Consider the following 23,364-nt stretch of genomic DNA (forward strand, 5'->3'; position numbering starts at 1 on the left):
GGGCTCTTTATAAGTGAAGCCGCCGGATTAGACCAGCTTCTCCAGCTCAGGTACTGCTTCGAACAGATCCGCCACGAGACCGTAATCGGCCACCTGGAAGATCGGCGCTTCTTCGTCCTTGTTGATCGCAACGATCACCTTGGAGTCCTTCATGCCGGCCAGATGCTGGATCGCGCCGGAGATACCGACGGCGATGTACAGCTGTGGCGCAACGATCTTGCCGGTCTGACCGACCTGCATGTCGTTCGGTACGAAACCTGCGTCGACCGCAGCGCGCGAGGCGCCCACAGCAGCGCCGAGCTTGTCGGCCAGCGCGTACAGGTGTTTGAAGTTGTCACCGTTCTGCATGCCGCGACCGCCGGAAACGACGATCTTGGCAGCGGTCAGCTCAGGACGGTCGGACTTGGCCAGCTCTTCGCTGACGAAGCTCGAAGTACCAGCGTCGTGGGCAGCACCCACGGCTTCAACGGCAGCCGAACCACCTTCAGCGGCAACCGGATCGAAACCGGTGGCACGCACGGTGATTACTTTGATCGCGGCGGTCGATTGCACGGTGGCGATGGCGTTACCGGCGTAGATCGGGCGCTTGAAAGTGTCAGCGCTTTCCACCGAGATGATCTCGGAGATCTGGTCAACGTCCAGCGCAGCGGCGACGCGCGGCAGGATGTTTTTGCCATTGGAAGTGGCGGCAGCAAGGATGTGGCTGTAGCCAGCGCCCAGCTCAGCAACCAGCGGCGCGACGTTTTCCGGCAGATGATGCGCGTAGGCGGCGTTGTCAGCGTTGAGGACCTTGCTCACGCCAGCGATTTTCGCTGCGGCTTCGGCGACCGGGCCTGCGCCCTGACCTGCTACCAGAACGTGGATGTCGCCGCCGATTTTGGCAGCAGCGGCCACGGTGTTCAGTGTGGCCGGGGCCAGCACTTTGTTGTCGTGTTCAGCAATAACCAAGATAGTCATTTAGATTACCTTCGCTTCGTTCTTGAGTTTTTCAACCAGTTCAGCCACCGACTTGACCTTGATGCCTGCGCTGCGTGCAGCCGGCGCTTCGACTTTCAGGGTCTTGTTGGTGGAGGCGGTGGAAACGCCCAAAGCGTCCGGAGTCAGCACTTCAAGAGGCTTCTTCTTGGCTTTCATGATGTTTGGCAGGGACGCGTAGCGCGGCTCGTTCAAACGCAGGTCGGTGGTGACGATGGCGGGCAGTTTCAGCGAAACGGTCTGCGCGCCGCCGTCGATTTCGCGAGTCACGGCAACGCTGTCGCCGGAGACTTCGACTTTCGAAGCGAAGGTGCCCTGACCGTAGCCGCTCAGTGCCGCGAGCATCTGGCCGGTCTGGTTGTTGTCGCTGTCGATCGCCTGTTTGCCCAGGATCACCAGCTGAGGTTGTTCCTTGTCGACCACAGCCTTGAGCAGCTTGGCCACGGCCAGCGAGGTCAGGTCTTCAGCGGATTCGACGAGGATGGCGCGGTCGGCACCCAGAGCCAGTGCGGTACGCAGCTGCTCCTGAGCGGTGGTCGGGCCGATGGAGACGACGACGATTTCAGTCGCAACGCCCTTCTCTTTCAGGCGCACGGCTTCTTCCACGGCGATTTCGCAGAATGGGTTCATCGACATCTTGACGTTGGCGAGGTCGACGCCGGAATTGTCCGCCTTGACGCGGACCTTGACGTTGTAATCCACAACGCGTTTGACAGCTACAAGAACCTTCATGGATTCCTCGTTACTCTCCGGTGAAAAGAAAGTCGCCTAGGCGAACCTGGCGGATGATGCTCATCGGGCGACAAGGGCACCTCTAAAAACGCCGGCTTGAATGTGAGGTGATTCACTTCGCGAAGGGAGTTGACCGTTCGTCAGGGGTGACTGCCGGGTCATTCATTCTCACGCTGTGTAAACTGCGCGCCGGACTTGCGCTGCGCATCACCGTCTACTGCCTGTGCCCTGTCTTTAGAGGTGCTCTTGAAACCGCCAGTCTGCCTACGGCGAGCGCAAAACCGCCCGTATCTTGACCGGAACGCCCATTCTGGTCAATACGCCAAAATGCCCTGTCATAAGCCGCGCTTCTTTGATTTATCAGGGCTGGAGGCGATTCAAACAAACGTTTGTATTGGACGCTGGGAGTGGTGTAGATATAATGCGCCGCCTAGAGAGAAAGGTGGATTCGCCAATATTCCCTTTGACGTTAACGTAAAGGCAATACGGATGCGAGATCAAACCTCCATATTAGAAAAAAAACTGTTGAGCCTTGAGTAGGAGATAGCCTGTGGAACGCGAATACATGGAATTCGACGTCGTCATCGTCGGTGCCGGCCCCGCTGGTCTGTCCGCCGCCTGCCGCTTGAAGCAGAAGGCCGCTGATGCCGGTAAGGAAATCAGCGTCTGCGTGGTCGAAAAAGGCTCCGAAGTCGGCGCGCACATCCTCTCCGGTGCGGTGTTCGAACCCCGCGCATTGAACGAATTGTTCCCGGACTGGAAAGAACTCGGCGCGCCGCTGAACACGCCCGTCACACGCGATGACATTTTCGTGCTGAAAAACGCCGACAGTGCGCAGAAGATTCCTGACTTCTTTGTGCCCAAGACCATGCACAACGAAGGCAACTACATTATCTCCCTCGGCAACCTGTGCCGCTGGCTGGCTCAACAGGCTGAAAACCTCGGTGTGGAAATCTACCCGGGCTTCGCCGCTCAGGAAGCGCTGATCGATGAAAACGGCGTGGTGCGCGGGATCATCACCGGTGATCTGGGCGTCGACCGCGAAGGCCATCCGAAAGAAGGCCTGTACACCCCGGGCATGGAACTGCGTGGCAAATACACGCTGTTCGCCGAAGGCTGCCGTGGCCACATCGGCAAGCAACTGATCAAGCGCTACAACCTCGACAGCGATGCCGACGTGCAGCATTACGGCATCGGTCTGAAAGAAATCTGGGAAATCGACCCGGCCAAGCATCAGCCGGGCCTGGTGGTGCACACCGCCGGTTGGCCGCTGGACATCATGGGCACCGAAAACACTGGCGGCTCGTTCCTCTATCACCTGGAAAACAATCAGGTGGTGGTCGGTCTGATCGTCGACCTGTCCTACAGCAACACTTACCTGTCGCCGTTCGATGAGTTCCAGCGCCTCAAGCATCACCCGGTGCTCAAGCAATATCTGGAAGGCGGCAAGCGCGTCAGCTACGGCGCCCGCGCCATCGCCAAGGGCGGCCTGAACTCGCTGCCGAAAATGGTCTTCAAGGGCGGCGCGCTGATCGGTTGCGACCTCGGCACCCTGAACTTCGCCAAGATCAAAGGCAGCCACACCGCGATGAAGTCCGGCATGCTCGCGGCGGAATCGGTGGCAGATGCGCTGTTCGCCGAGCAGGATTGCACCGTCGAACTGACCACTTACGTCGACGCGTTCAAGAACAGCTGGCTGCATGAAGAACTGTTCGCCAGCCGTAACTTCGGCCCGGCGATTCACAAGTACGGCGCAATCATCGGTGGTGGTTTCAACTGGCTGGACCAGAACATCTTCGGCGGCAAACTGCCGTTCACCCTGCGCGACACCAAGCCGGATTACGCCTGCCTCAAGCTCGCGGCCGACTGCAAGAAGATCGACTATCCGAAACCCGACGGCAAACTGAGTTTCGACAAACTCAGCTCGGTGTTCATCTCCGGTACCAACCACGAAGAAGAGCAGCCGTGCCACTTGAAGCTGACCGATCCGAGCATCCCGATCAGCAAAAACCTGCCGCTGTACGACGAACCGGCGCAGCGTTACTGCCCGGCCGGCGTGTACGAAGTGATCACCAAGGAAGACGGCGAGAAGCGCTTCCAGATCAACGCCCAGAACTGCGTGCACTGCAAGACCTGTGACATCAAGGACCCTGCGCAGAACATCACCTGGGTGGCACCGGAAGGTGCCGGCGGCCCGACTTACCCGAACATGTAAGTCGAAACGCTGAACAACAAGGCTCCCGAAGTGGGGGCCTTTTTGTTGCCCAAAATTGCTCTGAGACCACAAAACAACTGTGGGAGCGAGCCTGCTCGCGAAAGCGGTGCGTCATATAAAGATGATGTCGACGGATACACCGCCTTCGCGAGCAGGCTCGCTCCCACAGGGGATATCGTCGGATCAGGCTGCGCGCTCGTCCCCCGGGCTGCGTTCGAAGTAACGCTTGTACTCGCGGCTGAACTGCGACGTGCTCTGATAACCCACCCGATGCGCCACCTGCGCCACGCCCAGCCCCTCCGCCACCAGCAGCGTCTGCGCCTTCAACAAGCGCAAACGTTTCAGATACTGCACCGGCGACAACAATGTGCTGCGTTTGAAATGCTCATGAAAGGTCGACACGCTCATGTTCGCGCAACCAGCCAATGTCTCGACATTCAGCGGCTCGGTGTAATGCGCATGCAGATGGCTGATCGATGCCGCGACCCGGGCGAATTGCCCTTGTTGCTCGACCAGCGCACGCAGCACATCCGCTTGCGGCCCGCGCAGCGCGACGAACAATAATTCGCGAATCCGCGCCGGGCCGAGAATCTGGCATTCCAGCGGATCGTGCAGACAGCTGAGCAGCCGCTCAACACAGCCACGCATGCCATCGTCGAGCACCACCGAGGTCATCGACTCCGGCGTCTGCGCCGGAATATGCCGCCCCGGAGCCAGCCCCATGGCCAGCACCAGTTCGCCGAGCAGAACGCGATCGATCGCCACCGACACACCGAGCAATGGCGCATCGGGCAAGGCAAAGGTTTCGCATTCGAACGGCACCGGCAGCGCTTGAATCAGGTAGTGGCCGGCGCCGTACTCCATAGTCCGAGGGCCGAGGAACGCCAGTTTGCTGCCCTGGGCGATGATCATCAGGCTCGGCTCGTAGATATGCGGGCCACGGGCGACGTCGCAACTGGCGCGCAAGATCTGCACACCGGGCAGACCGGTCTGGCTGTAGCCATCGCGCAGCGCCAGCGGTTCGATCAACGAAACCAGCCGGGCATTGGCATCAAGATGACGGGTCAACTGCATCGAATTAGTCTTCGTAAAAATCACGGAAAAAGGGATGAAAACATCATCGCAGATCCGCTGGCCAATGCGATGGCCGAAACCCGCATGCCGGAGGATTAGGCATGAGACCCGGAGAAATCGTCATGGCCGCACCCGCGTCTGGCGCCCAGAATTCACCGCCTCACTTGTCACTGTTTTTGCGAGGTCACCCATGTATACCGCCATCGGCTATGCCGCCCAGTCGGCCACCACTCCCCTCGCCCCGATGAAATTCGAACGCCGCAGCCCGCGCGCCGACGACGTGGCGATCGAAATTCTGTACTGCGGCGTCTGCCATTCCGACATCCATCAGGCACGCAATGAATGGGGCATCGCCGTTTATCCGCTGATGCCCGGCCATGAGATCGTCGGAAAAGTCACCGCTGTCGGTGCGAATGTTACCCGTCACAAAGTAGGCGATCTGGTTGGCGTCGGCTGCATGGTCGACTCTTGCCGCAGCTGCGAAGCCTGCCAGGCGAACCTCGAGCAATATTGCCTCGAAGGCCCGACCATGACCTACGCCACCCCGGACCGGGTCGATGGCAGCAACACCATGGGCGGTTACTCCGACAGCATCGTGGTCAGCGAACACTTTGTTGTGCGCATCCCCGAGAAACTGGCACTGGCCAGCGCCGCACCGATTCTCTGCGCCGGCATCACCACCTACTCGCCGCTCAAGCATTACGGCGTCAAGGCTGGTGACAAGGTCGGGATTCTCGGCATGGGCGGCCTCGGCCACATGGGCATCAAGTTCGCCAAGGCGATGGGCGCGGAAGTCACGCTGTTCACCCGCTCGGCGAGCAAGGCTGAAGAAGGTCGCCGTCAGGGCGCCGATCATGTGATCGTCTCCACCGATGCAGAGCAAATGAAGGCCGCTGCCGGCTACTTCGACTTCTTGCTCGACACCATCCCGGTGCAGCACGATCTGAACCCGTACCTCGACACGCTGCGTTTCGACGGCGTGCACATTCTGGTCGGCCTGATCGAGCCAGTGAACCCGCCCGTCCACGCCGGCAAACTGGTGATGAGCCGCCGCATGCTGGCCGGCTCCTTGATCGGAGGTATCGCCGAAACCCAGGAAGTGCTGGATTTCTGCGCCGAGCACAACATCACCTGCGACATCGAAATGCTCGACATCCGCAATATCAATGAAGCCTACGCGCGGATGATTGCCGGTGACGTGAAATACCGTTTCGTCATCGACATGGCGACGCTGAAGGCTTAAACCTTAAGCCCTAGCTCAGCTGATAGCCGGGTTGTAACCCCTTTGAGCAGGGGGATCAACTCGGCCATTTTTTCCAGCGGCATGTACGGCACGGTGCTGGCGATACTGATTGCCGCGACGATGCCCTTGCTCGCATCACGAATCGGCGCCGCCACGCAGCGGATCGACGGTTCGTTGTCTTCCAGATCGAACGCGTAGCCACCGGCGACGTATTCGCCCATGCGCTGCTCAAGCTGTTCCCACGACTGCTGGGGATGCTGCGGCCAGAACTGACTTTTGCCACCCGCCGGCAGGCTGATGTCGTACAGCCGCCGCCAATCCTGTGGCGAGTCATCGAGCATCAAGGCCTTGCCGATCCCGGTGCGTACCAGCGGCATGCGATGGCCGACCCGTGAGCGCATTTCCGGGCCGTTGCGTCCAGGATTCTTCAATAGATACAGCACTTCGTCGCCCTCGCGGATCCCGAGGTGCACGGTATCGCCGGTCAGTGCCGACAACTCGTCCAGATATGGCCCGGCCAACGTCACCAGTGGCAACTCTTCGCGGGCTTGAAAGCCCAGTTCGATCAGCTTCGGCCCGAGCAGATAACCGATCTGCGGGACCACGCGCAGATAACGCTCGTCGACCAGGCAACTGGCCAGACGATGGGTGGTGCTGCGCGTGGTGCCGATCAGCCGGGCAATCTCCTTGAGATCACGCGCGCCACTGGCTACCGCCTGCACCACACCGAGGCCGCGCAGCAGCGTCTGGGTGCCGGTGGGCGCGGCGTCCTTGGTTTTTTCCGGGGCGTCTTCCTGCATATCCAGCCTTTTACCGTTGAGCGAAGGAACGGGCGGCATTATGGTCGCCCGACGCAGAGCACTACAACTCGATACGCTCGACCTTGCCCACCAGCAGCACGTAGGACAAGGCACCGACCAGCGCGAGCACGGCGATGTAGGTGATCGCCGGAGCGAACGAATCGCCGCTGGCGAGGAAGCCGATCACGATCGGCGTAGCAATCGCCGACAGGTTGCCGATGAAGTTGAACACGCCACCGGTCAGACCGAGCAAACGCGCCGGGGCCAGCGTCGACACCAGCGACCAGGTAATCGACGCCAGACCGTTGCCGAAAAATGCCAGGGCGAGGAAGGCAATCACCAGCGGCGTCGACTCGACAAAGTTGGCGCCGATGATCGAAGTCGAAATCAGCAGTCCGCCAATGATCGGCAACTTGCGCGCGAAGCCCACGGTGTAGCCGCGACGGATCAGGAAGTCGGAAAAGAATCCCGAGCACAACACACCGACGAACGCGGCAAGAAACGGCAGGGACGCGAGCAGGCCGGACTTGATGAAGTCCATGCCGCGATATTTCACCAGATAGGTCGGGAACCAGGTGAGGAAGAACCACAGCGTCGAGTTCAGGCAGAACTGGCCGAGGTAGATACCCCACAACTTGCGCTTGCTGAGAACGATGCCCAGATCGGACCAGCTGAATTTGGCCTTGACGTTGGCCGTCTCGGCCTGGATATCCACCAGCCCGCCGCCTTCGCGGATCAGGTCGATTTCCGCCTGGTTGGTGCCTTTGAAATCGCGCGGCTCGCGATACACCGCGTACCAGATCAGCGCCCAGAGAATGCCCACCGCGCCGGTGGCGACGAACACCATGTGCCAGCCGAATTCATGTTGCAGCCACGCCAGCACCGGGGTCAGGAAGGCCAGACCGACGAACTGCCCGGAGGTGTAAAAACCGATTGCCGTGGCGCGTTCGCGCTCGGGAAACCAGGTGGTAACCACGCGGCTGTTGATCGGATAGGCCGGCGCTTCCAGCGCACCGACGGCCATGCGCAGCACGAACAGGGCGATGAAGCTGCTGACGAAACCGAGCATCACCGTGGCCACCGACCACAGCAGCAGCGCGACGCTGTAAAGGATCCGTGGCGGCACGCGATCGACCAGCCAGCCGCCGGGGATCTGCATCGCGGCGTAAGTCCAGCCAAAGGCGGAGAAGATCAGACCGACATGAACCGGATCAATGCCCAGCTCACTGGTCAGCGCCGGCGCGGCAATCGACAGGTTGCTGCGGTCGAGGTAATTGATGACCACGGTGATGAACAGCAACACCATGATGAAAAATCGCTTGCGGCTAGGCGTGACTAAAGACGCCTGCCCGGAGAGGGTGTGCGTTTGCATGAGAGATGCCTCTTTTTATGTTTGTTGAGGTCATGACGCAGATCTCCTCTCCCTGGAGATCAAAAACTGTGGGAGCGACGGTGCGACGATTCGACCTGCTCGCGAAAGCGTCGGGTCAGTCACATGGATGGCGGATGTGACATTGCATTCGCGAGCAGGCTCGCTCCCACAGGGATCAGTGCTGAATCAGAAGATCACCACTCGGCAAAGCTGCCATCGGCATGACGCCAGATCGGGTTGCGCCAGCGGTGGCCGACCGCCGCACGCTCGATCACGTATTCCTCGTTAATTTCGATGCCCAGCCCCGGGCCGTTTGGAATCTTCACGAAGCCTTGGTCGTAGTCGAAGACGCGCGGATCCTTCACATAGTCGAGCAAGTCGTTGCTCTCGTTGTAATGGATGCCGAGGCTCTGCTCCTGGATAAACGCGTTGTAACAAGCCGCGTCGAGTTGCAAACAGGCCGCCAGCGCGATCGGTCCCAGCGGGCAATGCAGTGCCAGCGCGACGTCGTAGGCTTCGGCCATGTTGGCGATCTTGCGGGTTTCGGTGATGCCGCCAGCGTGGGAGGCATCCGGCTGGATAATGTCGACGTAGCCTTCGCTCAACACCCGTTTAAAGTCCCAGCGCGAGAACAGCCGCTCGCCCAGGGCAATCGGCGTACTGGTCAGCGGCGCCAGTTCTTTCAGCGCTTCGTAGTTTTCGCTGAGCACCGGTTCTTCGATGAACATCAGTTTGTACGGGTCGAGCTCCTTCATCAGCACCTTGGCCATCGGCTTGTGCACGCGGCCGTGGAAGTCAACGCCGATACCGACGTTCGGCCCCACCGCATCACGCACGGCGGCAACGTTGGCCAAGGCGAGGTCGACTTTCTCGAAGGTGTCGAGGAACTGCAATTCTTCGGTGCCGTTCATTTTCACCGCCGTGAAACCACGGCTTACTGCTTCTTTCGCCGCACGCGCGGTGTCGGCCGGACGATCGCCGCCGATCCACGAGTACACACGAATCTTGTCGCGTACCTGGCCACCGAGCAGATCGCTGACCGACACGCCGAGGGCCTTGCCCTTGATGTCCCACAACGCCTGATCGATACCGGCCAGTGCGCTCATGTGGATCGCGCCGCCACGGTAGAAGCCGCCGCGATAAAGCACCGTCCAGATGTCTTCGATATTGCGTGGGTCTTTGCCGATCAGGTAGTCGGACAATTCTTCCACCGCCGCGGCAACCGTGTGCGCGCGCCCTTCGACCACGGGCTCGCCCCAACCGGTCACGCCCTCGTCGGTTTCGACCTTGAGGAAGCACCAGCGCGGCGGAACGATGAAGGTCGTGAGTTTGGTGATTTTCATCTCTGCTCTCTTTTGTAAATGCAGCTTTTATTAGATGCAGCGCACACAGCGCCAAAAAGTCTTAACGCAGGGCTTTCCAGGCAGCCACGTAGGCCTTGGCATTGACCTCCACTTGCTGCGGGGTCATGCCCGGTTTGAACAGGCCGGAACCTAGGCCGAAACCTTTCACCCCGGCGTCGATAAAGGCCTGCATGTTGTCCGGCGTAATCCCGCCCACCGGCGCCAGCACCGTGCCGGCCGGCAACACCGCGAGCCAGGCTTTGACGACTGCCGGGTTCATTTGCTCGGCCGGAAACAGCTTGAGAATGTCCGCACCCTCGGCCAAAGCGGCGAAGGCTTCGGTCGGCGTGGCCACACCAGGCGACAGGTACAGCCCCGCCGCTTTCGCGGCGCGCAACACCTTGGCATCGCTGTGCGGCATGACGATCACTTGTCCGCCAGCAGCTTTGACCTGCTCGACCTGCTCGGGGGTGAGCACCGTGCCGGCACCGATCAGGCAATCGGCGGGCAGCGCGTCGCGCAGGATGCGGATACTTTCGTATGGCGATGGGGAATTGAGCGGTACTTCGATGACGCGAAATCCGGCGGAATACAGGACTTCTCCGACAGCCGCCGCTTCCTGCGGTTGCAGGCCACGCAGAATCGCGATCAGACCGTTTTGTGCCAGTGCTTGCTTGAGCATGTCAGGCCTCCAGTCAGGGTTAACGGGATGAGGAATCGATCAGTCCGGCGGCACGCGCCAGTTGCCACAGGCCACGCTCGGTCGCCTGCTCGGCCAGCGTTACCTGAGCAAAGCCGCAGGCGTCGAGGGCACGTTGGTAGCGCGTGCACAATTGCGCATTGCCGATGAGCACGATCGCTGGAAGGTTTGCTTGATTGCGCCGGCGCCGCTGCACATTGGCAAGCGCTGCCAGCTCATGGCCGATCATCAGGCCGGAGAGATAATCCGCCTGAGCAGTCGGGCTCAATTCACCGGTCAGGCCAAGGGTGCGGGCGCTGAACAAGGTCGAGAGCACACCGAGCTCGGCATCCGTCGACAGCGCGATTTGTACGCCGCGATCGAACGCTTGCGCATCGAAGGTCGCGCTCGGTTGCTGTGTACGGCCAAGGATGCTGTGCTCGCTGAGCACGGCAAAAACTTCGCCGGTCATGAACGTATCGAAATGGATGATGCGGCCATCGACCACCTCCACCCATTTCGAGTGGCTGCCGGGCAGGCCGATCAGCAGATCATTACCCGCCTCGGCCGGCAGACTTTGCAGCACGCCGAGGACTTGGGTTTCTTCGCCGCGCATTACATTGGGCAGTCGCGAACGCTGGATCACGCCCGGAACGATATGCACCGGCTTGCCGCGCAGACTGATAACGGTTTGTAGGGAATTTCCGAGATGAGCGACGTCGGCGGGCGTTTCGCAGTAAGCCGCTTCGCGCCAGCCCTGCGCACTGCCGACCATGCCGCAAGCGATCACCGGCAGATCCGGCTGCGCATCGAGCCAGTCACCGCAGGCCTCGTCAAAGGCCAGTTCAAAACCATCGGCGCATTCACGCCCGTGGATGATTCGCGGGGTCTTGGGCAACTGCATGATCCCGGACGACAGCGCACGCTGCTCCAGCACCACACCGTCCGCCGCGAGTTTGTAAGCACGTAATGAGGTCGTCCCCCAATCGAGCGCGATCAATTGCGCCTGCATCGCTTCACCTGTTTTGTTTTTGGCAGTGAGTGCGATGGACTATAAACCCGAGGGACGGGAAATCTCAATATATAAATATCAATCCCACATTGTGGGATTATGCATTTTAGCTTTTGGCTTGCATAAAGGATGGCTCAGTCGCGCTGGCGAATCGGTCGGGCCTACGGGCCCGAAATGCCCGTATCAATCAGCGAGCCCTGCCACCTCAGTATTTATTGACTTCTCTCATTAGATCTTCAACTGGAATCTCCATGACCTTCGATAAATAGATCTTGTAAGAGTATGAGTTGATTCTGACTTTACAAGCTATTGACTGTTGACGAGCCAGCAATGCCTTTAACTCATCGTTACTCATAAGCGCATAACTTGTCGATTCCTTAACCTTGTAAAACATCAGATCTGCTTTAAAGACCATCCCTTCCCCTGAATTTACCGGCTCTAGCCAGCCCTCGCCGTATTCCTTCAGATTCTGCGCCGTTGAGAAATCCGTCTTTTGATCAAAAGAACAGAGAAGCGATTGGCTTATTTTTGACTCGAATAACTGCCCCACATCAACGTCAGAAGAAAACTTGACTTGGTAAATATTTCGATTTAGATAACGCTCCGTACTCATGTACTCAATATGGGCAGTTGGCCGCCCGTGACTGATAGCGCATGACGCACAGACCAAAAACATTAAAACCAGTAAAAATTTACGCACATTTCCGCCCCTTGAAATGCAATACCACTGACTGCATAAGAACATCCCTAGCAGACATTCCGCTACTTAATACGGCAATGTAAATAGCCCAGGCGTCGGCGTGGTTCACATCTACCCGGCCGTTCATGTTCGGGCCGCTTGTCATGTCCCACTGCTCTCCAAAATCCGCCACGAGATCAGAAAAGTTCCAGTCTTTGGCATCAGCCCTTACATTCACCCAATATTCAGCTTTGGGAGTAGGCTCTTTTTGATAAATATTAGATATGCCCCATACGATCTGGCCCTCTCCGACGGGATCCAAAGTAACCAATACCGCGACTCGATAGCCTTTATCGGACAGCACTTTAGACAGATGAGCTCCATTCCAGCCCCCCAGGCTATGGCCGACGATGTAAACGGGAGTTGTGAGATCAGGAATCTTCGCCAACACATTCGCTTTCAATCCCTCGTCACTGATGAAGTCGTTATAACCGATGTGATACGCGTCGTAGGTATCAGCGCAAAGGCCTTCGGCATCCATATTCTTGATGAATATTTTCAGCGCCTCCGCCACATTATTGTTCGGTCCCGTTCCGTAATAACTCTCCTTGTCTCCCGCCCCTCCGACGAAAAATAAAACAATTTTTTTCGGGCTAACCGTAGCCTGCTTTACGGTCGCGTCGGTTTTACATGTTAATTCGTGTGTCACGACCAATCTTTGACAGCCTTTCAATTGCGAATTTTCAGCGGCCATGGCTTCTTACTCTACGAACAATTTGATGGATTCAGGCAGGTGCGAGCTCACCGTGTGAGTGAAACCCTTGCCATCGGTAACGCCGTGTTCGACGCGTCCATCACCGCGTTGAATCGCGTAGGGATGATTCGGCATGGGCTCTCCTGTGATCTCATTGATCACTTGCATCCGATCGTTGAAATGCACCGGCATCGGCAACAGCCCGCTAAACGCAGCCCCTCCCCCACTTTGGCCGATGATCACCGTGCCCGAGCCACCGATCACGACATTGCCATGCCCACCAGTGCTATCGAGCATCGCGGCGTTCAGGCCGTTAATGAAAACAGTGCCGGAGACCGCTCCGGTGATAGGGCTGCCACACGCTGATTTATCGGTCATGCGTGCAGCAGCGAGGCCGTCGAAGAATACGTCCGGCGAGCCGGAGACAATCGGGTTGGTGCCATGACCTGGCAGTGGGCAGGCGGTTGGGTCGGTGACGCGTGCTGCGGGTTTACCACTCAATTCAAAGCTCCTTGCTTAAGGGGTGCCGGGGATGGCTGATAGATGTCGATGTCGGTCGCGGCAAAGCGCCAGCGATTGTCGACCGGGTCGAACAGAGCATGACAATGCTCCCGGCTTTCAGGTGATGTCGCGGTTTGTATGGCACGCCAGGCTTCGTTGGCTTGCCACCTCAACTCGGCAGGCGTTGCATCATCAAGTTCGTTGAGCCAGGCGTTGTAGTTGCGCAGGTGATTGCGCTCGAAAGTCGATTGCAGCAAGTCGCCCATTTCCACGCCAAGGTCCAGATGATGCCTGGAGGTCCAGCGCCCCACTTCGGAGTAGACGTGCCAGCCCATCGGGATCAACGCACCGTTTTCCAACAGAGAATGGCCGGCGAGAGCGACGAAGCCGCAACAGATGTGCAGCATCAGCCAGCCTTGATGAGCGTCGATAATCGCTGTGGGATCAAAGGTTCTCAGCGCTACCACACGGTATTCGCCGAGGCCGGCGCTGCGCGACATCAACTCAGCGTCGAGCCGCGACACGAAAGCCCGAATAGCCAGGCCGCCGGTGCGCTGGGCCATGCAGAGGATTTCGACAGCCTGTCGATTCGGGTCGTCAGAAGAGCCGGTGGTTTTCACCAGACCATACAGACGCATGGACGCCTGCAGTCCGCTCATAGCTGGTCACTCATTGACGCAGCGAGGGCTCCACAGGCGCGGAGAAATTTTGCCAGATGCATTGCAGGTGTCGTCCGTGAGCGCGCAAAAATGGCGCACAGAATGCCGGACTAGAGCGGTGGCGACAACTGAATCAGCAGTAGATTGCCATCATTGTGCTCAGCCCTCGGCAAATTCGCGCAACACCTTCCCATCCATGCGATACCGCACCCATTCCTCCTGCGGTTGCGCACCGAGGGATTTGTAGAATTCGATGGCCGGAGTGTTCCAATCCAGCACACTCCATTCGAAGCGGCCGCAGTCGTTGGCGCAGGCGATTTTTGCCAGGTGGCGCAATAAGGTTTTGCCGGCGCCGCCGCCGCGCTGTTCGGGGGTGATGTAGAGGTCTTCGAGGTACAGGCAGTTGCTGCCCAGCCACGTTGAATAACTGAAGAAGAACACCGCAAAGCCGATTGGCAAGCCGTCGCGCAGGCAGATCAGGCCATGGGCGGTCGCGCCTTCGCCGAACAGGCTGCGTTCGATGTCGGCGACGCTGGCGATGACTTCGTGACGGGCCTTTTCGAAATCTGCCAGTTCGGTGATGAAGGCGAGGATTTGCGGCGCATCGCTGGGGGTCGCCGGGCGGATTTCGATCGTCATGAACGGGCCTTGTGTGCAAATTAAAGCGCCATACTAAGGCGCGCAGCGGCGCTCGTCACATGGCAAACATCCTGACTTGCCCAATTTGTTGAACACCGTCGCCCTTGTGGGAGCGAGCCTGCTCGCGAAAGCATTCTGTCAGTTGAATCAACGTCTGATTGAAATGACGCCTTCGCGAGCAGGCTCGCTCCCACAGTTGATACCGCACATTGTGAAAGGATGCTTATGACCGTTAACTGTTTTGCACCCATGGAAACACTGAAGATCGGCATCGTCTGAACAGCAGACATGCGACCCCGGCGAAGACCGTTCGTCGATCATCAGGCACCAATCCGTCATCAGGGCTGACCAACCAAGTGTAAGGATTCCAATCACTGGAGAAGCCCTATGATCCCGTCAAGGTTGACCGCTTTAGTCTTCAGCGCCCTGCTCTGCCCTGCGGTGTTCGCCGCCTCTTCCACGGCAGCGGGCACTGGCCCTACCGATCCGACCCCGCCACGCGCTCCCGCCATTAACAGTGCTCCCGGTATGAATACCGATGGCTCCGGCGTGCCGCTGATCAATCAGCCGCCCGCCACCGGCACCGATCCGCGCACTCAAGGCAGCGATCCGGGCCGTCAGGGTGGCATGAACACGCCTGATTCTCCTGCCACTGCGCCTGACAATGCCGGCCCCGGTGTCGGTTCGAAAACCACCACCGGTGGCTCCGGTTCCGAAGGTGCCGGTCAGTAGTTCGCCGACGCGAGCGCCCTATTCACTCCCATGAAGAGGTAACCATGAACGTCGACAAAGACCTGGAAAAAGAAGTCCTCACCCGCCTGCTGCACGCCCATCCCAACGGCCTGGGCAAGGAGGTGCTGGACAATTACCGGGGCGAGAGAGTCGTGGCCAGCGCCCTCGCCGCCCTGCAGGATCGCGGGCTGATTCACCATGGTCATGTGACCTTGAGCGAAGCAGGCGAACACTCGCTGAACCTGCCGATCAAGCTCAGTTCTGCCGGCGTCGAAGCGGCGCGCAAACTGGATCTGCAGTAGTGCCAAGCCGCTCGCCGTCGAAGCGGCGAGCGGCCGGATCCGCAACTTGAGGAGATATCCCATGCCTCGTGGAAGCAAAGACAAATACACCAGCGAACAGAAGCGCAAAGCCGAGCACATCGAAGACGGTTACGAGAAAAAGGGCGTGTCGAAAGATGAGGCTGAGGCGCGCGCCTGGGCGACAGTGAACAAACAATCCGGCGGCGGCGAAAAGTCCGGTGGCTCGGGGCGCAAGAAGCCTGCCAGTGCCAAGTCGGAAGATCGCAAAGAGTCATCGCGGCGCGCGTTGTCCAGCCGCAAGGGCCATTCGCGCAACAGCGAGACTTCAAAGGATACGCAGAATGTCGATAGCCTGATGAAGGAAGCCCGAGCGAAGAATATCCCGGGGCGGTCTTCAATGCGCAAGCAGGAGTTGATTGAGGCGTTGCGCAAGGCTGGCTAGAAAGACGCCCACTGTAGGAGCTGCCGAAGGCTGCGATCTTGTGCTTCTCAAGATCAAAAGATCGCAGCCTTCGGCAGCTCCTACAGAAGATTTGTATACGACTTAGATCCTATGTGGGAGCGAGCCTGCTCGCGAAGGTTTGGGGTCAGACGCCGCAGGACTCGCGGATAAACGCATCCACCTCCGCCCTCCCCGGCGATGTAGCCGGCCCCCAGCGAGTTACCGCCAGCGCTGCCGCCGCATTCGCCCGCCGCGCCGCTTCCGGTGCCTCCAGCCCCTGCGCCAATCCAGCAACAAACACCCCGGCATGCGCATCGCCGGCACCATTGCTGTCCACTGCTTTCACAGCAAATCCCGGCACCTGCCGACGTTCACTGCCCTGCTGAATCCAGCAACCCTGCGGCCCGTCGCGCACCACCATCAGCACACTTTCCGGCAGCAGTTCCGCGAGGCGATCCATCGCGACACCAATCTCATCGGCTCCGGTAAACCGCAGCGCCTCGACACTGTTGCTGGTCCACACATCGATGCGCGGCAGCAAAGCTTGAATCATCGGAGTCTCAGGCGATTCCACCAGCGGCCCCGGATCAAACACCACGTTGACCGACGCCGGCAGTGCCAGCGTCCAGTCGAGCAACGCCTGCGCCTTGCCCTCGTGCAGCAGACTGTAGCCGCTGAGATAAACGTAATCGCCGGGCTCGGCCGCCACGCTGTTCAGATCGTCCTCGGTCACCTCGCCTTCGGCGCCGATGTAGGAAATGAAACTGCGTTCAGCCGACGCATCGGTCAGCGCCACGCACAGACCGGTATCGCGCTCGGCCGATTCGCGGATGCCGATGCTGATACCTTCCGCGTGCATCGCTTGGCGTGCCAAATCACCGAAACGTCCCGTGCCATGGCGACCGAGATAGACCACCGGCAGGCCATTACGCACCGCCGCCGCCATCACGTTGAAGCCGCCGCCGGCTTCGAAACCCGCCGATTGCGCCAACACGTCGCCGCCAATCTGCGGCAATTTATCTACGGCCATGACCAGGTCGATGATCACCTGGCCGGTGTGCAACATCTTAGGCATGAGCATTCTCGGGTTGCGCGGCGCGACGATCTTTCGCACCGCCCAGTATCAGGTAAAGGCCACCGGCGACGACGAAGGTCACGATCCAGCCGAGGCCGTTGTGGCCCAGCCAGGAATCGGACAGAAAGCCCTTGAACCAGACGTTTTCCGCCGTGGTGCCGATGGTGGTGAAGCTGAAACCGAGGACGATGGCGATCGCCCAGGCGCCAAACGCGCGCCACTCGATGCCGCCGCGATACCAGTAGGCACTGCTCGGGCTGACGTCGAGCAGGTCTTTGGGGCTGTAGTAGTGACGGTGAATCAGGTCGACCACGAAGATCCCGACCCAGGCAGTGATCGGCACTGCCAGCAGGGAAATGAAGGTAATGAACGGGCCGTAGAAACTGTCGGCGATCAGCATGAAGTAGATCGAGCCGGCGAAGATCGCGACGATATCCACCACTACCGCGTAGACGCGTTTCACCTTCAGGCCCAGGGTCAGCGTGGTCAGGCCGGCGGAGTACACCGACAGGTTGTTCGACAGCAGCAGGCCACCGAACGCGGTGATCAGGTACGGCACGGCCATCCACGTCGGCAGCATGTCGCGGATCGCCACGATCGGGTCCGTCGCCGAAGCCAAGTCATTGTTGCCCACCGACAACAAGCCGCCGAGAGTGATCAGCAGCACCAGCGGAATCCCTGCGCCGAACGCCGCCGACGCCACCAGACGCACAGCCTTGACGCTGCGATGCTGATAGCGCGACATGTCAGCGCCAGCGTTGGCCCAGCCGATGCCAGTGCCAGCGGCCATGGTGCCGATGCCGATGATCATCGCGCTCAGCGGCGCCGGCGTGGCGTTGAACACCGCGCTCCAGTCGATGGTCGCGCAGAGAAAACCGCCGACGAGAATGTTCAGCGCACCGAACACATAGGTCGCCCACTTCTGGATCACCAGCAGGGTCGCGTGGCCGAGGCCGGACACCGACAAGGTCAGCAGGACGAAGATGGCGATAAAGATCAGCGTCAGTATCGGCGCACTTTTCGCCTCGACCGGCGAGCCAAACAGGATCGAACACAGCGACAGCAGGACAAAGGCTGCGGTGGTGGTGTTGACGGTTTCCCAACCCAGACGCGACATCAGCGAAACCAGCGTCGGGCCAATGTTGCCGCGTACGCCGAAGATCGCGCGAGACAGCGTCAGACTCGGCGCGCGGCCACGACGCCCGGCAATCGAGATGATCCCGACCACGGCAAACGAACCGGCGGCACCGAGGATGGCGACGATGATCGCCTGCCAGATCGCCAGCCCGCGAAACGCCACCAGCGTGGCACCCAGCGGCAGGCCGAGGATAGAAATATTCGCGGCGAACCAGACCCAGAACAGTTGCAGCGGATGACCGTTGCACTCAGCTTCCGGCACCGGCTCGATACCCCGGGTTTCCAATTGCCCGACGCTCTGCCCGGCGGTTGATGAACTCATGAAAATGCTCCTGTTTGCCTTTTTTGTGGTTGTGGCAATGATGCAAAACGACAAGACAACCGGCCTTCCGAGGCCTGTCTGTGCGATCCATTGCTGTGTGAATTCTTTAGAAATGCGCCGCCCCTTTCGCGAGCAGGCTCGCTCCCACAAGGAACTGCATTCCAATTGTGGGAGCGAGCCTGCTCGCGAAGAGGCCAGCCAGTCAACGCAAGGCCAACAGCCCCTGCACCAACGGCTCAAGCTGCAGATGATTAACAGCTTTCACCGTCTCGATCATCGGCTCCGGCCAGCACCCAAGCCCCAGGCAAGCCCCGAGCATGGCGCCGAGAATCGCCGCGATGGTATCCGTGTCGCCACCGAGGCTGGCCGCCATGCACAGCGCTTCGAATGCCGTCATCTCGCCGATGGCCACTTGCTGGGCCAGTGCGAATGAAACCACCACCGACTCCTGCGACGCCACCGATGTACCGATCACGTCGTAGAGCAGATCGGCGAGCAGTGCTTTGTCGCTGTCGACGCTGATGCTGCGTGCCCAACTGATGCGCGAGGCCATGCGCCCTCCGGCCACCCAGTGCCCGTGGGCTTCCGCTTGCTGGGCAATCTGCTGGCCAAGGTTCAGCGCCTCGCCCAGATCGACGCCGTTGATCCCAGCGGAGACCACCGTCGCCACCGCCGCCGCACTGGAAATCCCCAGCGTGGTGTTATGCGTCACTTGGCACGCCTGCACGACCGCCGCAATGAAGCGCTGCGGATCGGCCACATTCGCGGCGATGCCGACGGGAGTAATGCGCATCGCCGCGCCATTGGTGGTGCCGTAGCGCCCGGCTTCTTCCGGGGAATGCCCGGCGAGGATCATTTCAATGGCGCGTTTGGTCGAGGGGCCGAGCAAGTCCTGCGAGCCCTTGGCCTGCATCTCGGCTTCCCATTCGATCAAGCGCTGGGCGAGGACCGCCGGTTCGATGCGGCCGTGGCCTTCGACCAATAACTCGCCGACCAGAATCGCCTGTTCGGTGTCATCGGTGATCGAGCCCTTGGGCATGTTCGCGGCGATCGGTTGCAAGGGACCTGCGTCTTGCAGATCAGTGATCTGGCCGAAGCGCGCCTTGATGGTTTCGCGATCGAGCGACTGCGTCGGCATGCCCAGCGCATCACCCAGGGCCAGACCATAGAAAGCGCCAAGCGCACGGTCGAGCGCGGTCATTTCGATTCTCCAAATTGCAGGTGCAGACGAAAATGCACCGGGTCGAGCAGGCTTTCGACCTGTTCCATGAAACGGTTCTGCCGGTCGTAAGTAGTGCGCAGGGCTTTGAGAAAAACCGTGCCGACCGGACGGCCGAGCAGCTCGGCGTCTTCGGCATTCAGCGGCTCGGCACCGATCCACTGATCGCCGCGCTCGCCGATATAGCCGTAGGCGGCCAGGGTGATGGTCAGGGAGTTGTCGATCAAACCGACGCGGGGCAGGCTTTCCAGGCCGCCGTTGGCCGGCATCAAGGAGCGCTCGAGAGACACCAGCGTACCGTCGGTGGCGCGCCGGCGACGGTCGAGGGTGATGAATTGATCGGTGCCGAACCGCACCAGCAGATCCGGACGGGTCACCGCTTCGAGACGCAGCACTTCGGTATTGATCAGCGCCCCGCTGTCGGCCAGCGCCTGCGCCCAGCCGCTGCGCTGGTCGAGCGCGACACCGTCGAAGGTGACGATGGAGCCAACCCCGCTCTGCGTGGCGATGTATTTACGCCGCTTCAGTTCGGCCAGCGCTTCACGCAAGGTGCCACGGCTGACCTGGAATTCCTGAGCCAACTGATGTTCGCCGGGCAACAGAAAGCCGTCCTCCATGAGGCCACTTTCGATGCGTCGGACGAGCTCGTCGACCACCCTTTGTTTCTTGTCGAATCGTACCTGTCTAATCATGTACAAATTGATAACCGAAACGGTCGCTGACGAGCAAGAATTATTTAAGGGAGATGACAGAAGGCAGGAATGGCGCGATCAACTGTGGGAGCGAGCCTGCTCGCAAAGGCGGTATCCCTGACACATCAACGCTGGATGTGCCAATGCCTTCGCGAGCAGGCTCGCTCCCACAGGGAAGTGCTTGTGTTAGCGCTGTTTCAGGCGGTCGATGACCACGGCCAGCAACAGAATCGAACCCCGAATCACATACTGATAAAACGTATCGATGTTCTTCAGGTTCATCGCGTTTTCGATGATCGCCAGAATCAACACACCGGCAATCACATGGCGGATCATGCCAATCCCGCCGCTCAGCGACACCCCGCCCAGTACGCAGGCAGAGATTACCGTCAGTTCAAAACCCTGACCAATCATCGGCTGCCCGGAAGTCATCCGCGACGCCAGAATCACACCCGCCAGCGCGCCGATCACACCGTGCACGGCGAAGATGATGATCTTGGTCCGGTCAACGTTGACGCCCGCCAGCAACGCCGCTTCCTGGTTGCCACCGATGGCCATGGTGTTGCGCCCGTAGGTGGTGTAGTTCAGCAGCCAGCCGAAGAACAGAAAGCAGACAATGGTGATCAGGATCGGCACCGGCACACCAAACAGCTGGCCATTGCCGAAGACGAAGAACGATTCCTGCGAAACGCCGACCGCTTTGCCGTTGGCAAAGATATAGGCCAGACCGCGCACGATCTGCATGGTCGCCAGCGTCGTGATCAGGGCATTGACGCGCAACTTGGCAATCACGATGCCGTTGATCAGCCCGACGATCAGGCCCATCACCAGTGCCGCGCTGACGCCGAGAAATACGCTGTTGGTGTCACGCATCACCACCGCCGCCACCACGCCGGCACAGGCGATCACTGAGCCGACCGAGAGGTCGAAGTGCCCGGATGCCAGGCAATAAAGCATGGTGCACGCGGCGATGCCGGTGGTGGAAATCGCCAGACCCAGGCCACGCATGTTCAGCGGCGAGAGGAAGTTGTCGATCAGCAGTGTGCAGGCGACAAAGATGCCGATCGCCGCCAGCAGCATGACCCAGTCATCGAGGAAGCGCCGCAGGTCCAGCGGTTTGCGCTCGGTCGGCAGGGTTTCGTTTTGCGTAGTCATCATAGTCACCTCTCAGTTCGCCACGCCGTCAGCGCGGTGGCGTGGCAAAGCCAGTTGCAGCAGGTTGGATTCATTGGCCTGGTCGCGGCTGACTTCGCCGCGCAGGGCGCCTTCGCACAGCACCAGGATGCGGTCGGAAATGCCCATCACTTCCATCAGATCGCTGGACACCACGATCACCGAAATGCCGTCGGCGGCGAGGTTATGAATGATCTGGTAGATCTCGGCCTTGGCGCCGATGTCGATGCCACGGGTCGGTTCGTCGAGCAGCAGGACTTTCATCGGCATCGACAGCCAGCGACCGAGAATGGCCTTCTGCTGGTTGCCGCCGGAAAGGAACTTGATCTGCTGGCCGGCGTGCGGGGTTTTCACTTTCAGGGCCTTGATCTGCTTGTCGGCGTTGCCCTTTTCCCACAAGCCGCGAATCAGGCAGCCGAGCCCGGAATGCGCACCACGGGCACTGATGTTGATGTTCTCGGCGACGCTGGCCAGGGGGATGATGCCTTCTTTCTTGCGATCTTCCGGGCACAGCAGAATGCCGGCGGCAATCGCGTCACGGGGCGAGCGCAGCTTCAGCTCATGACCGCGCAATTCGAGACGGCCGGCGGTGTTGCGCTCCAGGCCGCTGAGCAGGCGAAACAGCTCGGTGCGCCCTGCCCCGACCAGCCCGAACAGGCCAAGGATTTCGCCTTTATGCGCTTCGAAACTGATCGGCTCGCGCAGGCCCGGGCCGAGCAGGCCGTCGACTTTCAACGCCACGGCGCCACGCGGGCGATGGCGGTAATCGTAAATGTCCTGAATGTCGCGGCCGACCATGCAGGTCACCAGTTGATCGTGGGTCAACTGGCTCATGTCATCGAAGGTACGCACGTAGCGGCCGTCCTTGAACACGGTGACGGCGTCGCAGATACGGAAGACTTCTTCCATGCGATGGGACACGTAGAGCACCACTTTGCCTTCGTCGCGCAGACGCCCGATGATCGCCATCAAGCGATCGATCTCGCGCGCCGAGAGGCTGCTGGTCGGCTCATCGAAAGCGATAACGTGGGCGCCGCGCGACAGCGCCTTGGCGATTTCCACCAATTGCCGCTGGCCCAGCGACAAGCGTCCGACCTTGGTTTGCGGATCGATTTCGTCGGCCAGGCCTTTCAGGCAATTCAAGGCTTTCTGGCGCAGCTCACTGCGATTGATCAGGCCGAAACTCGCCGGCAGATGCCCGAGAAACAGGTTCTCGGCCACGGTCATTTCCGGGACCAGATGCAGTTCCTGGTGAATCACCGCGACGCCGCTGCCGATGCTGTCAGCGGTGGACTTGAACGCCATCGCCTGCTCGCCGATCTGCAGCTCACCGCTGCTCGGAATGTAGGCGCCACCGAGGATTTTCAGCAGGGTCGATTTGCCCGCGCCGTTCTCGCCCATCAAGGCATGAACCTGGCCGGGGTGGGCGACGAAGCTGATGCCGTCGAGCGCTTTCACGCCGGGAAAGGTCTTGCCGATCCCGTTGAAGCGCAGGCTGCCGCTGGCGCCGTGTTGTTCTTGTGTCTGTACTTGCGCGTGCATAAAGCCACCTCTTCACACCGAAAAACGGCCCGGCTGCCCGGGCCGTCGCTG

General features: G+C 60.0%; 24 protein-coding genes. 5 read left to right on the top strand and 19 right to left on the bottom strand.

Annotation, left to right across the window (positions count from 1 at the left end; all coding sequences use genetic code 11):
* Positions 1–27: 27 nt before the first annotated feature.
* Both AB4N53_RS11905 and AB4N53_RS11910 read right to left on the bottom strand, forming a co-directional pair.
* Positions 28–957 (bottom strand): electron transfer flavoprotein subunit alpha/FixB family protein, encoded by a 930-nt coding sequence (locus tag AB4N53_RS11905; protein WP_460120684.1) that lies wholly within the window; start codon positions 955–957, stop codon positions 28–30.
* Positions 958–1,707 carry an electron transfer flavoprotein subunit beta/FixA family protein gene (locus AB4N53_RS11910; RefSeq protein ID WP_007908338.1) on the bottom strand — a complete coding sequence of 250 codons (750 nt, stop codon included), beginning with the start codon at positions 1,705–1,707 and terminating at the stop codon, positions 958–960. It abuts the gene before it with no gap.
* Positions 1,708–2,257: 550 nt separating this feature from the next.
* Here AB4N53_RS11910 and AB4N53_RS11915 point away from each other — a divergent pair.
* Entirely contained in the window at positions 2,258–3,922 is a 1,665-nt protein-coding gene (locus AB4N53_RS11915; protein ID WP_024013896.1) for an electron transfer flavoprotein-ubiquinone oxidoreductase, read from the top strand.
* 183 nt (positions 3,923–4,105) lie between these two features.
* On the opposite strand, the gene AB4N53_RS11920 is transcribed toward AB4N53_RS11915, so the two are convergent.
* Entirely contained in the window at positions 4,106–4,996 is an 891-nt protein-coding gene (locus AB4N53_RS11920) for an AraC family transcriptional regulator (RefSeq protein ID WP_460120686.1), read from the bottom strand.
* 190 nt (positions 4,997–5,186) lie between these two features.
* Here AB4N53_RS11920 and AB4N53_RS11925 point away from each other — a divergent pair, with 190 nt between their 5' ends.
* A complete protein-coding gene (locus AB4N53_RS11925) occupies positions 5,187–6,239 on the top strand; it encodes an NAD(P)-dependent alcohol dehydrogenase (RefSeq protein WP_460120688.1) in 1,053 nt (350 codons plus the stop codon).
* Here AB4N53_RS11925 and AB4N53_RS11930 read toward each other — a convergent pair.
* From AB4N53_RS11930 to AB4N53_RS11975, 10 genes are all read right to left on the bottom strand, one after another.
* The gene (locus tag AB4N53_RS11930; protein ID WP_016770958.1) at positions 6,236–7,039 is read right to left on the bottom strand and encodes an IclR family transcriptional regulator; all 804 of its coding nucleotides are present in this window, start codon (positions 7,037–7,039) and stop codon (positions 6,236–6,238) included. The two genes, AB4N53_RS11925 and AB4N53_RS11930, sit on opposite strands and share 4 nt — an antisense overlap.
* A gap of 61 nt (positions 7,040–7,100) precedes the next feature.
* A complete protein-coding gene (locus AB4N53_RS11935) occupies positions 7,101–8,411 on the bottom strand; it encodes an MFS transporter (protein ID WP_460120690.1) in 1,311 nt (436 codons plus the stop codon).
* Between the two features lie 194 nt (positions 8,412–8,605).
* The gene (dgoD, locus tag AB4N53_RS11940; protein WP_016770960.1) at positions 8,606–9,754 is read right to left on the bottom strand and encodes a galactonate dehydratase; all 1,149 of its coding nucleotides are present in this window, start codon (positions 9,752–9,754) and stop codon (positions 8,606–8,608) included.
* A gap of 61 nt (positions 9,755–9,815) precedes the next feature.
* On the bottom strand, positions 9,816–10,436 hold the full coding sequence (locus tag AB4N53_RS11945) for a 2-dehydro-3-deoxy-6-phosphogalactonate aldolase (protein ID WP_460120692.1): 621 nt from the start codon (positions 10,434–10,436) through the stop codon (positions 9,816–9,818).
* A 19-nt stretch (positions 10,437–10,455) separates the two neighbouring features.
* Entirely contained in the window at positions 10,456–11,445 is a 990-nt protein-coding gene (locus AB4N53_RS11950) for a 2-dehydro-3-deoxygalactonokinase (RefSeq protein ID WP_460120694.1), read from the bottom strand.
* Between the two features lie 205 nt (positions 11,446–11,650).
* The gene (locus AB4N53_RS11955) at positions 11,651–12,145 is read right to left on the bottom strand and encodes a hypothetical protein (protein ID WP_460120696.1); all 495 of its coding nucleotides are present in this window, start codon (positions 12,143–12,145) and stop codon (positions 11,651–11,653) included.
* A complete protein-coding gene (locus AB4N53_RS11960) occupies positions 12,138–12,878 on the bottom strand; it encodes an alpha/beta hydrolase (RefSeq protein WP_460120699.1) in 741 nt (246 codons plus the stop codon). Before AB4N53_RS11960 ends, AB4N53_RS11955 begins: the two co-directional genes overlap by 8 nt.
* Positions 12,879–12,884: 6 nt before the next feature.
* Positions 12,885–13,379 (bottom strand): PAAR domain-containing protein, encoded by a 495-nt coding sequence (locus AB4N53_RS11965; protein ID WP_076563791.1) that lies wholly within the window; start codon positions 13,377–13,379, stop codon positions 12,885–12,887.
* Positions 13,376–14,038 carry a hypothetical protein gene (locus AB4N53_RS11970; protein ID WP_460120701.1) on the bottom strand — a complete coding sequence of 221 codons (663 nt, stop codon included), beginning with the start codon at positions 14,036–14,038 and terminating at the stop codon, positions 13,376–13,378. The genes AB4N53_RS11965 and AB4N53_RS11970 overlap by 4 nt, the downstream gene beginning before the upstream one ends.
* Before the next feature lie 159 nt (positions 14,039–14,197).
* Entirely contained in the window at positions 14,198–14,677 is a 480-nt protein-coding gene (locus tag AB4N53_RS11975) for an N-acetyltransferase family protein (protein WP_460120703.1), read from the bottom strand.
* 387 nt (positions 14,678–15,064) lie between these two features.
* On the opposite strand from AB4N53_RS11975, the gene AB4N53_RS11980 reads away from it, so the two are divergent.
* The 3 genes from AB4N53_RS11980 (at position 15,065) to AB4N53_RS11990 (ending at position 16,153) form a co-directional block, all read left to right on the top strand.
* A complete protein-coding gene (locus AB4N53_RS11980) occupies positions 15,065–15,409 on the top strand; it encodes a hypothetical protein (protein ID WP_071173201.1) in 345 nt (114 codons plus the stop codon).
* Between the two features lie 44 nt (positions 15,410–15,453).
* Positions 15,454–15,711 carry a hypothetical protein gene (locus tag AB4N53_RS11985; RefSeq protein WP_460120706.1) on the top strand — a complete coding sequence of 86 codons (258 nt, stop codon included), beginning with the start codon at positions 15,454–15,456 and terminating at the stop codon, positions 15,709–15,711.
* Between the two features lie 61 nt (positions 15,712–15,772).
* Entirely contained in the window at positions 15,773–16,153 is a 381-nt protein-coding gene (locus AB4N53_RS11990; protein WP_460120708.1) for a Rho termination factor N-terminal domain-containing protein, read from the top strand.
* A 145-nt stretch (positions 16,154–16,298) separates the two neighbouring features.
* Here AB4N53_RS11990 and AB4N53_RS11995 read toward each other — a convergent pair whose 3' ends face one another.
* From AB4N53_RS11995 to araG, 6 genes are all read right to left on the bottom strand, one after another.
* Entirely contained in the window at positions 16,299–17,228 is a 930-nt protein-coding gene (locus tag AB4N53_RS11995) for a PfkB family carbohydrate kinase (RefSeq protein ID WP_460120710.1), read from the bottom strand.
* Complete coding sequence (locus tag AB4N53_RS12000) at positions 17,221–18,687, bottom strand: purine-cytosine permease family protein (protein ID WP_460120712.1); 1,467 nt, start codon at positions 18,685–18,687, stop codon at positions 17,221–17,223. Before AB4N53_RS12000 ends, AB4N53_RS11995 begins: the two co-directional genes overlap by 8 nt.
* Positions 18,688–18,889: 202 nt before the next feature.
* Positions 18,890–19,888, bottom strand: coding sequence for an ADP-ribosylglycohydrolase family protein (locus tag AB4N53_RS12005; RefSeq protein ID WP_460120714.1), 999 nt, complete (start codon positions 19,886–19,888; stop codon positions 18,890–18,892).
* A complete protein-coding gene (locus AB4N53_RS12010) occupies positions 19,885–20,598 on the bottom strand; it encodes a GntR family transcriptional regulator (protein ID WP_129997374.1) in 714 nt (237 codons plus the stop codon). The genes AB4N53_RS12005 and AB4N53_RS12010 overlap by 4 nt, the downstream gene beginning before the upstream one ends.
* A 186-nt stretch (positions 20,599–20,784) precedes the next feature.
* The gene (gene araH / locus AB4N53_RS12015) at positions 20,785–21,753 is read right to left on the bottom strand and encodes an L-arabinose ABC transporter permease AraH (protein ID WP_039760239.1); all 969 of its coding nucleotides are present in this window, start codon (positions 21,751–21,753) and stop codon (positions 20,785–20,787) included.
* Positions 21,754–21,765: 12 nt separating this feature from the next.
* A complete protein-coding gene (gene araG / locus AB4N53_RS12020; RefSeq protein ID WP_041479431.1) occupies positions 21,766–23,313 on the bottom strand; it encodes an L-arabinose ABC transporter ATP-binding protein AraG in 1,548 nt (515 codons plus the stop codon).
* Positions 23,314–23,364: the final 51 nt, after the last annotated feature.

It is taken from the genome of Pseudomonas sp. H3_E04 (genome assembly GCF_054668915.1).

Bases quoted from the DNA above. Each gene is read 5' to 3' on its own strand.
- AB4N53_RS11905 (WP_460120684.1), bottom strand. From the start codon at position 957: ATGACTATCTTGGTTATTGCTGAACACGACAACAAAGTGCTGGCCCCG.
- AB4N53_RS11910 (WP_007908338.1), bottom strand. From the start codon at position 1,707: ATGAAGGTTCTTGTAGCTGTCAAACGCGTTGTGGATTACAACGTCAAG.
- AB4N53_RS11920 (WP_460120686.1), bottom strand. From the start codon at position 4,996: ATGCAGTTGACCCGTCATCTTGATGCCAATGCCCGGCTGGTTTCGTTG.
- AB4N53_RS11925 (WP_460120688.1), top strand. From the start codon at position 5,187: ATGTATACCGCCATCGGCTATGCCGCCCAGTCGGCCACCACTCCCCTC.
- AB4N53_RS11930 (WP_016770958.1), bottom strand. From the start codon at position 7,039: ATGCAGGAAGACGCCCCGGAAAAAACCAAGGACGCCGCGCCCACCGGC.
- AB4N53_RS11935 (WP_460120690.1), bottom strand. From the start codon at position 8,411: ATGCAAACGCACACCCTCTCCGGGCAGGCGTCTTTAGTCACGCCTAGC.
- dgoD (WP_016770960.1), bottom strand. From the start codon at position 9,754: ATGAAAATCACCAAACTCACGACCTTCATCGTTCCGCCGCGCTGGTGC.
- AB4N53_RS11945 (WP_460120692.1), bottom strand. From the start codon at position 10,436: ATGCTCAAGCAAGCACTGGCACAAAACGGTCTGATCGCGATTCTGCGT.
- AB4N53_RS11950 (WP_460120694.1), bottom strand. From the start codon at position 11,445: ATGCAGGCGCAATTGATCGCGCTCGATTGGGGGACGACCTCATTACGT.
- AB4N53_RS11960 (WP_460120699.1), bottom strand. From the start codon at position 12,878: ATGGCCGCTGAAAATTCGCAATTGAAAGGCTGTCAAAGATTGGTCGTG.
- AB4N53_RS11970 (WP_460120701.1), bottom strand. From the start codon at position 14,038: ATGAGCGGACTGCAGGCGTCCATGCGTCTGTATGGTCTGGTGAAAACC.
- AB4N53_RS11975 (WP_460120703.1), bottom strand. From the start codon at position 14,677: ATGACGATCGAAATCCGCCCGGCGACCCCCAGCGATGCGCCGCAAATC.
- AB4N53_RS11980 (WP_071173201.1), top strand. From the start codon at position 15,065: ATGATCCCGTCAAGGTTGACCGCTTTAGTCTTCAGCGCCCTGCTCTGC.
- AB4N53_RS11985 (WP_460120706.1), top strand. From the start codon at position 15,454: ATGAACGTCGACAAAGACCTGGAAAAAGAAGTCCTCACCCGCCTGCTG.
- AB4N53_RS11990 (WP_460120708.1), top strand. From the start codon at position 15,773: ATGCCTCGTGGAAGCAAAGACAAATACACCAGCGAACAGAAGCGCAAA.
- AB4N53_RS11995 (WP_460120710.1), bottom strand. From the start codon at position 17,228: ATGCCTAAGATGTTGCACACCGGCCAGGTGATCATCGACCTGGTCATG.
- AB4N53_RS12000 (WP_460120712.1), bottom strand. From the start codon at position 18,687: ATGAGTTCATCAACCGCCGGGCAGAGCGTCGGGCAATTGGAAACCCGG.
- AB4N53_RS12005 (WP_460120714.1), bottom strand. From the start codon at position 19,888: ATGACCGCGCTCGACCGTGCGCTTGGCGCTTTCTATGGTCTGGCCCTG.
- AB4N53_RS12010 (WP_129997374.1), bottom strand. From the start codon at position 20,598: ATGATTAGACAGGTACGATTCGACAAGAAACAAAGGGTGGTCGACGAG.
- araH (WP_039760239.1), bottom strand. From the start codon at position 21,753: ATGACTACGCAAAACGAAACCCTGCCGACCGAGCGCAAACCGCTGGAC.
- araG (WP_041479431.1), bottom strand. From the start codon at position 23,313: ATGCACGCGCAAGTACAGACACAAGAACAACACGGCGCCAGCGGCAGC.